General features: G+C 66.6%; 12 protein-coding genes, 1 tRNA gene and 1 pseudogene. 8 read left to right on the top strand and 6 right to left on the bottom strand.

Annotated features, from left to right (window positions below):
* Positions 1-25: 25 nt before the first annotated feature.
* Positions 26-3,337, bottom strand: a complete 3,312-nt coding sequence (locus tag AC6CID_RS11570) for a bifunctional proline dehydrogenase/L-glutamate gamma-semialdehyde dehydrogenase (RefSeq protein ID WP_039584993.1) — start codon at positions 3,335-3,337, stop codon at positions 26-28.
* Positions 3,338-3,517: 180 nt separating this feature from the next.
* Here AC6CID_RS11570 and AC6CID_RS11565 point away from each other — a divergent pair, with 180 nt between their 5' ends.
* Positions 3,518-4,303 carry a DUF1206 domain-containing protein gene (locus AC6CID_RS11565; protein ID WP_498354001.1) on the top strand — a complete coding sequence of 262 codons (786 nt, stop codon included), beginning with the start codon at positions 3,518-3,520 and terminating at the stop codon, positions 4,301-4,303.
* Positions 4,304-4,306: 3 nt separating this feature from the next.
* On the opposite strand, the gene AC6CID_RS11560 is transcribed toward AC6CID_RS11565, so the two are convergent.
* Positions 4,307-4,735 carry a hypothetical protein gene (locus AC6CID_RS11560; RefSeq protein ID WP_006552647.1) on the bottom strand — a complete coding sequence of 143 codons (429 nt, stop codon included), beginning with the start codon at positions 4,733-4,735 and terminating at the stop codon, positions 4,307-4,309.
* Between the two features lie 236 nt (positions 4,736-4,971).
* Between AC6CID_RS11560 and AC6CID_RS11555 the strand changes: the two genes are divergently transcribed.
* Positions 4,972-5,478, top strand: coding sequence for a VOC family protein (locus tag AC6CID_RS11555; RefSeq protein WP_006552646.1), 507 nt, complete (start codon positions 4,972-4,974; stop codon positions 5,476-5,478).
* Positions 5,479-5,570: 92 nt separating this feature from the next.
* Here AC6CID_RS11555 and AC6CID_RS11550 read toward each other — a convergent pair whose 3' ends face one another.
* The gene (locus AC6CID_RS11550) at positions 5,571-5,993 is read right to left on the bottom strand and encodes a hypothetical protein (protein WP_039584992.1); all 423 of its coding nucleotides are present in this window, start codon (positions 5,991-5,993) and stop codon (positions 5,571-5,573) included.
* A 100-nt stretch (positions 5,994-6,093) separates the two neighbouring features.
* Here AC6CID_RS11550 and AC6CID_RS11545 point away from each other — a divergent pair, with 100 nt between their 5' ends.
* Positions 6,094-6,336, top strand: a complete 243-nt coding sequence (locus AC6CID_RS11545) for a DUF2630 family protein (RefSeq protein ID WP_217579469.1) — start codon at positions 6,094-6,096, stop codon at positions 6,334-6,336.
* A 27-nt stretch (positions 6,337-6,363) separates the two neighbouring features.
* Here the strand turns inward: AC6CID_RS11545 and AC6CID_RS11540 are convergent.
* Positions 6,364-6,537, bottom strand: a pseudogene (locus tag AC6CID_RS11540) (alpha/beta fold hydrolase); the annotation flags it as partial.
* A 205-nt stretch (positions 6,538-6,742) separates the two neighbouring features.
* On the opposite strand from AC6CID_RS11540, the gene ahpC reads away from it, so the two are divergent.
* From ahpC to AC6CID_RS11525, 3 genes are all read left to right on the top strand, one after another.
* Positions 6,743-7,306 (top strand): alkyl hydroperoxide reductase subunit C, encoded by a 564-nt coding sequence (gene ahpC / locus AC6CID_RS11535; RefSeq protein ID WP_006552642.1) that lies wholly within the window; start codon positions 6,743-6,745, stop codon positions 7,304-7,306.
* Between the two features lie 146 nt (positions 7,307-7,452).
* The gene (gene ahpF, locus AC6CID_RS11530) at positions 7,453-9,048 is read left to right on the top strand and encodes an alkyl hydroperoxide reductase subunit F (RefSeq protein ID WP_033096297.1); all 1,596 of its coding nucleotides are present in this window, start codon (positions 7,453-7,455) and stop codon (positions 9,046-9,048) included.
* 206 nt (positions 9,049-9,254) lie between these two features.
* A complete protein-coding gene (locus AC6CID_RS11525) occupies positions 9,255-10,142 on the top strand; it encodes a hypothetical protein (protein ID WP_064060410.1) in 888 nt (295 codons plus the stop codon).
* A gap of 161 nt (positions 10,143-10,303) precedes the next feature.
* Here AC6CID_RS11525 and AC6CID_RS11520 read toward each other — a convergent pair.
* Together AC6CID_RS11520 and AC6CID_RS11515 are read right to left on the bottom strand one after the other, a co-directional pair.
* A tRNA-Gly gene (locus AC6CID_RS11520) sits at positions 10,304-10,374 on the bottom strand.
* A 185-nt stretch (positions 10,375-10,559) separates the two neighbouring features.
* Entirely contained in the window at positions 10,560-10,706 is a 147-nt protein-coding gene (locus tag AC6CID_RS11515) for an oxygenase MpaB family protein (RefSeq protein ID WP_465863238.1), read from the bottom strand.
* A 78-nt stretch (positions 10,707-10,784) separates the two neighbouring features.
* On the opposite strand from AC6CID_RS11515, the gene AC6CID_RS11510 reads away from it, so the two are divergent.
* Both AC6CID_RS11510 and dcd read left to right on the top strand, forming a co-directional pair.
* On the top strand, positions 10,785-11,420 hold the full coding sequence (locus AC6CID_RS11510) for a TetR/AcrR family transcriptional regulator (RefSeq protein WP_006552639.1): 636 nt from the start codon (positions 10,785-10,787) through the stop codon (positions 11,418-11,420).
* 34 nt (positions 11,421-11,454) lie between these two features.
* The gene (dcd, locus tag AC6CID_RS11505; RefSeq protein WP_016696219.1) at positions 11,455-12,045 is read left to right on the top strand and encodes a dCTP deaminase; all 591 of its coding nucleotides are present in this window, start codon (positions 11,455-11,457) and stop codon (positions 12,043-12,045) included.
* Positions 12,046-12,095 lie beyond the last annotated feature (50 nt).

Genomic DNA, 12,095 nt, shown 5'->3' with positions numbered 1-12,095 from the left:
GGCAGAACCGCTTCGGGGTTTGTTTTCAGATGATCTCGTCGGTGAGCCGGTGCGGTGTGCCGAATCGATGAGCGGTGATCGTGACGGACTGTTCGGCCAGGAACGGCAGCATTTCGATTCGTCCGGATCCGGTCACCGGATGGTCGAACACCGCGATGTCGCATCGGGTGTTCCATTCGGCGGGCGGCGCTGCGCCGATCAGGCGGACACGCGCCGGGGTCGTGTCGACGATCCGTTCCTCCCATTCCACATCACTCTCCACGCGCACGCGACCGCCGAAACGTGCTGTATTCGAGCATCTTACGAGATCGACGGCGAAAGCCGAAGAGATTTCCACCGGCGCGCCCGCCCGGGCCGCGGCACCGAGCACGCGCACGAGTTCGTCGGGCCGCCCGGCCTCACCGAGGCGTACGTGTGTGCGAACGGGCCGGTACCGGAACAGGTTCCGCTCTGCCGAGAGTCCTGTGACATCTTGTGCCACAGCGAATTCCGACGTCCATGCTCGCTCGTCGTCCTCGAACGCCCGGCGCAGCGTGTCCTCGTCCCAGGCGCACGGTTCCCAGGAACCGAAGCCGAAGAGATAGTTCGGCCCGCCCGCCTTGAAGCCCGCTCCCACCGACGACTTCTTCCAACCCCCGAAGGGTTGCCGTCGCACGATGGCACCGGTGATACCGCGATTGACGTACACATTCCCGGCCTGCACCCGATCGAGCCAGCGGGCGATCTCGTCCGAATCCAGCGAGTGCAGACCCGCCGTGAGCCCGTAGTCCACCTCGTTCTGGATCGCGATCGCCTCGTCCAGATCGGCCGCGGTCATCACCCCCAGCACCGGACCGAAGAACTCGACGAGATGCGTGCGCGACCCGCCTCGCACCCCGGTGCGCACACCTGGCGTCCACAGCCGGCCCTCCTCGTCGAGCCGGCGCGGTTCGACGAGCCACGACTCGCCGTCGTCGAGTTCGGTGAGCGCGGTGAGCAGTTTGCCCTGCGCCGGTCCGATCAACGGCCCCATACGTGTTCGCGGATCGTGCGCAGGCCCGACCGGCAGTGACCGCACCGCGTCGACGAGCTGGTCGCGGAACCGGCGGGAGGTCGCCACGGAGCCGACGAGGATCACGAGCGACGACGCCGAGCACTTCTGCCCGGCATGCCCGAACGCCGACTGCGCGATGTCGCGCACCGCCAGATCCGGATCGGCGCTCGGCGTCACGACGATCGCGTTCTTGCCGCTCGTCTCGGCGAGCAGTCGCATCCCCGGACGCAGCGAACGGAAGAGTTCGGCGGTCTCGTAGGCACCGGTGAGCACCACCCGGTCGACGCGCGGGTCGGAGACGAGCTTCGTGCCCAGCGACCGTTCGTCGGCGTGGACGAGGTGCAGGACGTCGCGGGGCACGCCGGCATCCCACATCGCCTCGGCGAGCACCGACCCGCACCGAGCCGTGAGCGTCGCGGGCTTGAGGACCACCGCCGAACCGGACGCCAACGCCCCGAGCGTCGACCCCGCCGGGATCGCGACCGGGAAGTTCCACGGCGGCGTCACGACGGTGAGGGTCGACGGCACGAACCGCGCACCGTCGATCTCGTCGAGCGCGCGGGCCAGCTCGGCGTAGTACCGCGCGAAGTCGATCGCTTCCGAGACCTCCGGATCGGACTGGTCGAGCGTCTTACCGCCCTCGGCCGCCATCACCTCGAGCAGATCGGCGCGCCGCGCCTCGAGCACATCGGCCACCTGTTCGAGGATCCGTGCGCGTTCGGCACCGCTGCGGGCACCCCAGACACGACCGGCCGCGTTCGCGTCGACCAGCACGCGCTCGAGGTCGTCCTCGGAGGAGAGGGTGTGGGCGCGCACGGTGTCGATACCGAGTTTCGACGACGGCACCCGCTCGAGGATGCGGCGCCCCCACTCCCGGTTCTGCGGCAGGGACGGATCGGTGTCCGGTGTGTTCGTGAACACCGGCGGCGCAGGGGTGGGAGGACCCTGCCGGTTCTGCGTGCGGTTGGGGGAGGGGACGCTGTCGTCGAGCGCCGCCACCGACGCACGGAACCGCTGCTCCTCGCGTCCGAACAGGGCGGGATCGTCGGCCAGATCGAACACCGCCGACATGAAATTCTCCTGCCCCGAACCCTCGTCGAGCCGACGCACCAGATACGAGATCGCGACGTCGAACTCGTCGGGGCGGACGACGGGTGTGTAGAGCAACAGGCTGCCGACGTGTCGACGGATCACCTCGGCCTGGCTCTGCGCCATGCCGAGGAGCATCTCGAAGTCGATCCCGTTGCGCACCTGCCGGCGACCGGCGAGCTCCCACGCGTAGGCGATGTCGAAGAGATTGTGCCCGGCCACCCCGATCCGCACGTTCTCGATCCGCTCGGGCGTGAACGCGTAGTGCAGCAGCCGCTTGTAGTTCGTATCGGTCTCCTGCTTGGTGCTCCACGTCGCGAGCGGCCATCCGTGCAGCGACGCGTCGACCCGTTCCATCGGCAGGTTGGCGCCCTTGACCACCCGGATCTTGATCGCGGCGCCGCCGCCTGCGCGTCGCGCCGCCGCCCACCGCTGCAGTTCGATCATGGCGGTCAGGGCGTCGGGCAGATACGCCTGTAGCACGATTCCGGCCTCGAGATGGAGGAACTCGGGACGGTCGAGCAGCGTCGTGAACGCCGCGACCGTCACGTCCAGGTCGTGGTACTCCTCCATGTCGAGATTGACGAACTTCGGCGTCGGCGAGGTCGCGGCGAGACGGTACAGCGGGGTGAGCCGCTCGACGATGTCCGCGACGGTCTCGTCGAACGCCCATGGCGAGTGCGGCGCGACGGCCGCCGAGACCTTGAGCGAGACGTAGTCGACGTCGTCACGTGCCAGCAACGCATGGGTGCCCTCGAAACGGCGACGCGCCTCGGCCTCGCCGAGGACGGCTTCGCCCAGCAGGTTGAGGTTGAGCCGGATGCCGGGGCGTTGCAGTCGTGCGATGGCCCGGCCCAGCGCGGCATCGTCGGTGTCGACGACGAGGTGCCCGACCATCGTCCGGAGCGCGCGACGCGCGGCGGGGACGACGAGGTGCGGGAAGCGGGGACCGATCGCGCCGCCCGCCCGCACGGCCGCGCGGAGGTGGACGGGAAGGAAATCCGGTATGTTCCGCGACAATTCGGCAAGGGCATGCGCTGCGGTCGCCGGATCCTCGGGGCGGATGACCTCGTCGACGAAGCGCACGGTGAACTCGAGTCCGTGGGGATCCTTCAGAACGTCGGCGAGGTGGCGGGCCGCACGGTCGGGTGCGACCTTCGACGATTCCTCCACCCACCGGCGGGCCAGAGCGACAGCATCCTCGACGATCCGCACGATGCGCCTCCGATCGACGGCGTTTCGAACCTGACGCCAATCTACCCACCGGAGCCGGTTCGCGTTTGCGGTCCGCGGTGCCGGGAATACAGCGCGAAGGGGACAGTCCCGACCGATGAGGAGACGAGAGTGAACCGTCAGGCCCCCGCGTCACGTGGCGCGGCGTCATCCGCCGAGCGCATGGCGCAGAACGGTGTATTCGAGAAGTTCGCACGTGCCGGCTACGTCGGCAGTGGCATCGTGCACCTGCTCATCGGCTACCTCGCGATCAGGGTCGCGTTCGGTCGCGGCGAGCAGGAGGCGTCGCAGTCCGGTGCGATGGCGGAACTGGACGAGCAGCCCGGCGGGAAGATCGCGTTGTGGATCGCCGTCGTCGTCTTCGTGATGATGGGCCTGTGGCGGTTCGCCGAGGCTACCTTCGGCAAGGCGTCCGAACCGGAACAACCCGACGCCGACATGAAGGACAAAGCGTTCGACCGGTTCAAGGCCGCCTGCGTCGGTGTCGTCTATCTCGCCTTCGCGTACACCGCGTTCGGGTTCGCCCGCGGCAGCGGCAAGTCCAGTGGTGAACAGAACGCGGGTCTGACGGCGAAGCTGCTGCAGTCCGGTGCCGGCAAGTTCGTCCTCGTCGTCGCGGGACTCGTCATCCTCGGTGTGGGCGCCTACCACGTCTACAAGGGCGCGTCGAAGAACTTCGTCGACGATCTGAAGAGCCACCCGAGCACGTTCGTGAAACGTCTCGGGCTTGTCGGTTACGTCGCGAAGGGTCTCGCGCTCGGTCTCGTCGGTGTTCTGGTGATCGTCGCGGTCTTCCAGGCCGACCCGCAGAAGGCAGCGGGCCTCGACGGTGCTCTGAAGACGTTGGGCTCGCAGCCTTTCGGTACGGTGCTGCTCGTTCTCATGGGCCTCGGCATCGCGGTCTACGGCCTCTACAGCTTCGTCATGGCCCGCGACGCGAAGATGTGACGCTCAGTCGTCTGCGTCGTCGAACCAGAACGACTCGGTCGCGACGTAGTGGAGGGTCGGTGGGCCGGGCAACTCGAACTCGATCGCGCCCACCGGCCGCAGCTCCCCGTCGTTGTCTTCGCAACTGGCGGTCGCGATGTTGAGTCCTGCGGCGATCCCGGTGAACTCGAGGGTCTGGTAGTTCGCTCCGAAGATCTCCGCGATTCCGGACTCGCCGGTGCCGAGCGCCGCGACGCAGATGAAGGGGTGGTCCTCGTCCGGTGGGGACGTGTACATCAGCTTCACCAGCACGGTGTCTCCGCGGGTGCTGACCGTCCACAATCCTCGGGTGTCCGTATCCGCCGCTGCGCTCGCGGCAGGTGCGAAACCGGCGAGCAGTGCGAGCGGTGCGAGCAACGAGACCGTCGCACGCAGGGTCCTGCGATGGTTCATGGGATCTCCTCGGAACCGCGGTGAGTCCCCGACATATTCATCGTCCGCACTCGACATCCGGGGAACGGGCGAATCGGATGTTCGTGAAGAAGACGTGACGGCGACGAGATCGTCGTACCCGGTCCGTGACTCCCCGGGTCACGAAGAGCTACCGCCTCGACCCAACTAGTTGACAACGCAACTAGTTGGGATCATCCTGGTTGAGAAAGCAACCACATCGGAAAGAAGGTGGATCGATGATCGCCGACGAGCAGCAGCGCTACGAAGAATTCGAGCGTCGGCGTGCACTCATCCGCGACGCACACCTGAAGCCTGCCGACGCGCGCCCGCAGTCGTCGGCGCGGGGGCTGCACCACACTGCGCTGATCAGCAGCGACGTCGAACGGACCGTGCGCTTCTACCAGGATCTCCTCGAGTTCCCGCTGACGGAGCTGATCGAGAACCGCGACTATCCCGGCTCTTCGCACTTCTTCTTCGACATCGGCAACGGCAATCTGCTGGCCTTCTTCGACTTCCCCGGTCTCGACGTCGGCCCCTATCAGGAGGTCTTCGGCGGTCTGCACCACATCGCGATCAGCGTCGCCCTTCCCGCCTGGGAGCGCTTGCGCGACAAGCTGATCGACGCAGGTGTCGAGCTCGTCGAACACAGCGACGTCTCGTTGTACTTCCGCGACCCAGACGGAGCCCGCCTCGAACTCATCGCCGACCCGCTCGGCGAGATGTACGGCTCGAAGGTGCTCTAGCGCGAAGCGCTAGCACGGGGTAAGGGGAGGTTGTGTGCGTGTCCGTCTACCGGACACGCACACAACCTCCCCTTCGTCTGTTCGCCGAACTCCTACTCGACGATCGGGAAGATCGACTCCCCGTCCTCGGGGGCGCCGCTGATCTGACCGCGGTCGACGCGCGAATCCTGCACGATCACCCCGTCGACCTCGTCGGCGAGTTTCGAGTCCTCGGGGGCGCCGGTGGTGGCGTCGTCGATCACCTCGTCGACGTCCTCGGTGAGCTCGTCCGCCGGTGTCGCCGCGATAGGCTTGTCCAGCGGCTCGGCGGGTTCGACGTCGGGTTCCTCCTCGGCGAGGCGCTGGTCCAGCGACTCGCCTTCTTGCTCTTCACGCTGGGTCGTTCCGAACTTGTCGGCGCCGCTCCAGTCCTCGGGCGGGTCGACGACCTCGTCGCCGTCGTCGTTCCGCACTTCGTCGGCGTCGAGGCCTTCGCTGGGGCTGAGGGTGTCGCCGGGACCGTCTTCGATGCTCATGTCGAGGAGATACCCGGCCGGCCCGGTGCGAAACCGGCGGCGGTTTCACTCCTGCCGGATGAGGCTATGCCGACGGAACACCACATCGAGGGAGTTTCCCATGGACGAGAACGAACTCTTCCAGCACATCGAGAAGCTGGTGGACGAAGAGAAGACACTGCGCTCACGAACCGGCGCGGACGGTCCGAGCGACGAGGACCTGCAGCGGCTGGCCGCTGTCGAGAAGAGGCTCGACCAGTACTGGGACCTGCTGCGGCAGCGTCGCGCGAAGGCCGAGTTCGGCGACGACCCGGACGACGCCCAGGCGCGGCCGGTCGACGAGGTCGAGTCCTACCGACAGTAGGGCGCCGACGGTGGGTCGACCGTTCTGCTTCGGCGACGAACCGTAGCCGGGTAGTTCGGCGTTCAGCACGTCGAAGTGCTCGGCGAGGTGCGGGACGAGGGTGGAGAAGTCGTCCATCGTGGCGCCGATCCCGTGCAGGAGGGGTAGGGGTTCACCGGATCCGGTGCGGCGGTAGCTCGGTCGTGAGTGTATCGGTTCCATCTTTCCCTTCCGGACGGGCCGGAGTGCTCTGTCGCAAAGGCTGTGTGTTCTGTCACATTCGTGAGGAAGGAAAAGCAACGACCTGGCCGAATGCCGTGTTATAGCCCTTGCTTATTGAATTTCTAGAAACTATCGATTGGCACAATTAATAGTTCGCGGATAACGTCGAAGCCGTCAACCCCATCGAGACGAGTGAGGTTTCTACATGTCGCTGATCAACAAGAAGATCAAGCCCTTCAAGGCCGAGGCTTTCAAGGACGGCGCCTTCGTGACCGTGTCCGACGAGGACATCAAGGGCAAGTGGGCGATCTTCTTCTTCTACCCCGCAGACTTCACGTTCGTCTGCCCGACGGAGCTCGGCGACCTCGCGGACCACTACGAGGAGCTGCAGAAGCTCGGCGTCGAGGTCTTCTCCGTCTCGACCGACACGCACTTCACGCACAAGGCATGGCACGGCTCGTCCGAGACCATCGGCAAGATCAAGTACGCCATGATCGGTGACCCGACCCTGCAGATCAGCACCGACTTCGAGGTCCTCCGTGAGGACCAGGGCCTTGCCGATCGCGGCACCTTCCTGGTCGACCCGGACGGCGTCGTCCAGTTCACCGAGGTCACCGCTGAAGGCATCGGCCGCAACGCCGCCGAGCTCGTTCGCAAGGTCAAGGCCGCTCAGTACGTCCGCAGCCACCCGGGCGAGGTCTGCCCGGCCAAGTGGGAAGAGGGCGACGACACCCTCGCTCCGTCGCTGGAGCTCGTCGGCAAGATCTGATTCGTCGACGGAAACTCGTTCCGGTGGCACGGGATCGAACGTCCCGTGCCACCGGGCACCGTCCGGGTCCGCTCGGCTCGAGCTGAGAAGTTCGCCGACTCCCATCTCTTCCGGTCACAGTTCTTCCACCTCTGGAGTGAATCCTCATGCTCGACGCCTCCCTCGCCGCCCAGTTGAAGTCCCTTCTCGAAAAGGTCACCCAGCCGATCGAGCTCGTGTCGTCCCTCGACGACCGGCCGAAGTCGAAGGAACTCGCCGATCTCCTCGATCAGATCGCCGGCATGTCCGATCTGGTCACCCATGTGCGCGACGGTGAAGCCACCCGTCGCCCCTCCTTCCTGATCCGCCGGGTCGGCACCGACATCGCGGTCGAGTTCGCGGGCATCCCGCTCGGCCACGAGTTCACCTCCCTCGTGCTCGCCCTGCTGCAGGTCGGCGGCCACCCCTCGAAGGAGGCCGTGGAGCTGCTCGAGCAGGTGCGCGACCTCGAGGGCGACTTCCACTTCGAGACCTACTTCTCACTGTCGTGCCAGAACTGCCCCGACGTGGTGCAGGCCCTGAACGTGATGTGTGTGACCAACTCGCGCATCAAGCACACCGCGATCGAAGGCTCGCTCTTCCAGGACGAAGTCGACGCACGCCAGGTGATGGCAGTGCCGACCGTCTTCCTCAACGGTGAGCTGTTCGGCTCCGGACGCATGAACCTCGAGCAGATCGTCGGCAAGCTCGACAGCGGTTCCGCCGAGCGCACCGCCGCCGCGATCAGCGAGAAGGATCCCTTCGACGTCCTCGTCGTCGGTGGCGGCCCCGCCGGCGCGACTGCCGCGATCTACGCCTCCCGCAAGGGAATCCGCACCGGCGTTCTCGCCGAGCGCTTCGGTGGCCAGGTGCTCGACACCATGGCCATCGAGAACTTCTCCTCCGTCCCCTACACGGAGGGCCCGAAGTTCGCTGCCGAGCTCGAGAACCACGTCCGCCAGTACGACGTCGACATCATGAACGTCCAGAAGGCCTCGAAGCTCACCCCGGCCCCCACCGAGGGCGGCCTCGTCGAGGTCGAGCTCGAGAGCGGCGCCCGGTTGCTTTCGCGCAGCGTCGTTCTCGCGACCGGTGCCCGCTGGCGCGCGATGAACGTGCCGGGCGAGCAGGAGTACCGCAACAAGGGCGTCACCTACTGCCCGCACTGCGACGGCCCGCTGTTCAAGGGCAAGCGCGTCGCGGTCATCGGTGGCGGTAACTCCGGTGTGGAGGCCGCGATCGACCTCGCCGGCGTCGTCGCCCACGTGACCCTCATCGAGTTCGACTCGGTCCTGCGCGCCGACGAGGTGCTGCAGCGCAAGCTCCGCAGCCTGCCCAACGTCGACATCATCGTCAGCGCCCTCACCACCGAGGTCCTCGGCGACGGTTCGAAGGTCACCGGCCTGACCTACACCGACCGCACCACCGACGAGTCGCGCACCCTCGAGCTCGACGGCGTGTTCGTCCAGATCGGTCTGCTGCCGAACACCGAATGGCTCACCGGCACGGTCGAACTCAGCCCGCGCGGCGAGATCGTCGTCGACGACCACGGCCGCACCTCGGTGCCCGGCGTGTTCGCCGCCGGCGACTGCACGACCGTCCCGTACAAGCAGATCATCGTCTCCGCAGGTGCGGGTGCGACGGCCGCGCTCGGCGCGTTCGACCACCTCATCCGCACGAGCGCCCCGGCCCAGGCCGAGGAAGCGGTCGCCGCGACCGTCTAGGCGTCACTGCAGCCCTGTGGCCGTCACCCCTTCCGGGTGGCGGCCACGTTGCTTCCTCGGGGAGGTTGTTGTCGAAGATTCTGCGGAAATCGCCCATATCCTCCCCCAATTCACCCAGCACAGGCATTGACGCGCTCTTTACCCCGGCGCTTCACTGAAATGCGTACGTGTGTCCCCATCGCGACGGTGTCCCAGGAGGTCGACCTATGCGCAGCACACGGAAGTCCGAACGGCGGCGCAGACGCGAAGGACGCCTGTATCGCAGAGCCGCCACGGCGGTGGCGCTCATGGGACTGGTCGCCCTGTGGGTGAATCCCGCGGCGTCGGCGGACGAGTCCACGGGATTCTCGCTTCCCTTCTCCGGAGCACCGGCCTACGAGCATCTGGCGCCGACGCAGGTCACCGACCCGTCCCGGTTGCACGCTCCGCTCGGTCGGGAATGGGCCGAGGACATCGCCCGGCAGATCGGGCTGAAGCCGGAAGATGCGTTGTCCGAGCAGCAGGCCCGTGATTTCACCACCGGCGGGGGAGTGGGCGGCAGCAAGGAGGCCGCCGAGATCATCCAGGGTTCCATCGACATCCTCATCAATACGACCGGCCACCCCCTGTACTCCGACGTGAACGGTGTCTCCACCCCGACGGTGCTGGGCAGTTACGGCCTCTACGTGACGCCCGACGGGATGCTGCAGAGCCCGGCCAACGCGTCGGCGCCGACGAGGCAGGTGAACACGCTCATCGCGCCCGGCGGGTACGTCGACACCTGGCTGCGGAACAACGACGCGACGGACACGCTGGTGGCGCTGTACCGGTCGGCGTACCCGATCGAAGCGACCTTCGGTTTCGCGGCGCAACAGATATCCGGCGCCGCACAGCTGGTCACCAATACGAAGGGCGACGTCGTCTCGACCGTCGGCATGTCGATGGCGCCACCGCTGTGGATCGTGAACTTCGCTCTCATCTACGCCGTGAGCCCTTCCCTCGCGGCCGCGATGCCGGCCTACTGGGCTCCCATCCCGCCCGAGGTTGCCGAGGCCATCGAGGCGAGCCCCACGGGTCAGGTGCCCTACGCCGATTACGCGTCGTACCTCCAGTGAACTTCGGGGAGCCGCGCGTACCTCGAAGGCTGCGGGTAGGGCTGTCGAGGTAGGTGTTGTTGTCGAAGAACGCGGGAAAATCGACAACAACGTCGGCCCCGATACGACGAACGCCCCGCATACGACGAAGCCCCGACCATGTGGTCGGGGCTTCGTGTGAGAGCCGATGACGGGAATCGAACCCGCGTATTCAGCTTGGGAAGCTGATGTTCTACCATTGAACTACATCGGCACGCTGGGCTTTTGCCGATTCTCGTCGACTCCGGCCCGAGCTTTCGGAGCAAACTGTAGCAGACTCTCCGGGTCGATCGCGGGACCCCTGGACCACACCGAGAGCCCGCATGACGCGGTCGAAGCGACGCTGGTCGCGCGGCGTCCACGGCAGCAGCATCTGCTCGAAAATCGTGTCGTCGATCTTCATCTTGTGGAGGTTGTCCTCCAAGTACTGCTTTCCGGGTCCATCGCGTTGTATTCGGCCGGGCTCGACTCGGTGGCGCGCACCTGCGCGTGTGCCTTGTCGACGGGCGTCGTCATCGAATGTCCCGCATCGTCAGAAGTGACCACGACTGTCACCCAGATGCGCGCCGACGGTAAAGACCGGAGGTTGCGCGGCACGGAAGCGGACGCTGCGAAGATAGAGGCATGGCGACTGGACGGCTCTACGGTGGACGCGCAGGCGAGGAACGACAGGCCGATCGGCGAGCGCAGCTGATCGAGGCCGGTCTCGATCTCCTCGGAGCTGCCGACGGCGAAGCCACCCTGTCGGTGCGCGGTGTCTGCAAGCGCGCAAGTCTGGCCTCGCGCTACTTCTACGAGAGCTTCGCCGACCGCGACGAGCTCACCGGTGCCGTCTACGACCACGTCGTCCAGCGCATCGCCGAGAGCACGCTCGCCGCCGTGGCCTCGGCACCGGCCGACGACGACCGCGCGATCGTGCGGGCCTGCGTCGAGAACATCGTCCGCGAGATCGACGAGGACCCGCGGCTCGGCCGCATGCTGTTCTCCGTCAGCCAGGCCAACACGCAGCTCGCGAAGCGGCGCCTCGACTCGACCCGCATGTTCGCCGGGCTGGTCACCGCCCAGGCCGAGAACATCTACGCCATCACCCCGAGCCCCCGGCTCGACCTGGCGGCGCACTACGTCGTCGGCGGACTCGCCCAGGCGCTGACGGCCTGGCTCGACGGCACCGTGCCGCTGAGCCACGACGACGTCGTCGAGGAGTGCACCGAACTGCTGATCACGATGTCGGCCCAATTGCGACGCGACTCGGCCACGTAGAACCCCGCGGCCGCGCGATTGTTAACCTCTACGCGTGCTGCTCTCCGATCGCGACATCCGCGCCCAGATCGCCTCCGGGCATCTGGGCATCGACCCGTTCGATCCGGAGCTGGTGCAGCCCTCGAGTGTCGACGTCAAACTCGACAGCCTGTTCCGCGTCTTCAACAACACGCGTTACACGCACATCGACCCGGCGAAGCAGCAGGACGAACTGACGTCGCTGGTGCAGGTTCCCGAGGGTGAGCCGTTCGTGCTGCACCCCGGCGAGTTCGTGCTCGGGTCGACGATGGAGCGGTGCACCCTGCCGGCCGACCTCGCCGGTCGCCTCGAAGGCAAGTCGTCGCTGGGCCGGCTCGGTCTGCTCACGCACTCGACGGCCGGGTTCATCGACCCGGGTTTCGACGGGCACATCACCCTCGAGCTGTCCAATGTCGCTAACCTGCCGATCACGCTGTGGCCGGGCATGAAGATCGGTCAGCTGTGCCTGTTCCGGCTGACGAGCCCCGCCGAGCACCCGTACGGCAGCGCGAAGGTCGGGTCCAAGTACCAGGGCCAGCGCGGGCCTACGCCGTCGAAGGCGTACCTGAACTTCGTGCACAAGCATCCCGACGCGCGTCCCAGCTAGTTCGTCCTGCGCACGTCGCAGACGAACCCCGGGGTGAATCTCGTCCGTGC

Source organism: Rhodococcus sp. GQ147, from assembly GCF_059759155.1.
The sequence above is the reverse complement of the archived record's forward strand: the minus strand, read 5'-3'. Positions and strand labels throughout refer to the sequence as shown.

What these genes read in the sequence shown, in the direction of transcription:
- AC6CID_RS11565 (WP_498354001.1), top strand. Translation starts at nt 3,518, where the DNA reads ATGGCGCAGAACGGTGTATTCGAGAAGTTCGCACGTGCCGGCTACGTC.
- AC6CID_RS11560 (WP_006552647.1), bottom strand. Translation starts at nt 4,735, where the DNA reads ATGAACCATCGCAGGACCCTGCGTGCGACGGTCTCGTTGCTCGCACCG.
- AC6CID_RS11555 (WP_006552646.1), top strand. Translation starts at nt 4,972, where the DNA reads ATGATCGCCGACGAGCAGCAGCGCTACGAAGAATTCGAGCGTCGGCGT.
- AC6CID_RS11550 (WP_039584992.1), bottom strand. Translation starts at nt 5,993, where the DNA reads ATGAGCATCGAAGACGGTCCCGGCGACACCCTCAGCCCCAGCGAAGGC.
- AC6CID_RS11545 (WP_217579469.1), top strand. Translation starts at nt 6,094, where the DNA reads ATGGACGAGAACGAACTCTTCCAGCACATCGAGAAGCTGGTGGACGAA.
- ahpC (WP_006552642.1), top strand. Translation starts at nt 6,743, where the DNA reads ATGTCGCTGATCAACAAGAAGATCAAGCCCTTCAAGGCCGAGGCTTTC.
- ahpF (WP_033096297.1), top strand. Translation starts at nt 7,453, where the DNA reads ATGCTCGACGCCTCCCTCGCCGCCCAGTTGAAGTCCCTTCTCGAAAAG.
- AC6CID_RS11525 (WP_064060410.1), top strand. Translation starts at nt 9,255, where the DNA reads ATGCGCAGCACACGGAAGTCCGAACGGCGGCGCAGACGCGAAGGACGC.
- AC6CID_RS11510 (WP_006552639.1), top strand. Translation starts at nt 10,785, where the DNA reads ATGGCGACTGGACGGCTCTACGGTGGACGCGCAGGCGAGGAACGACAG.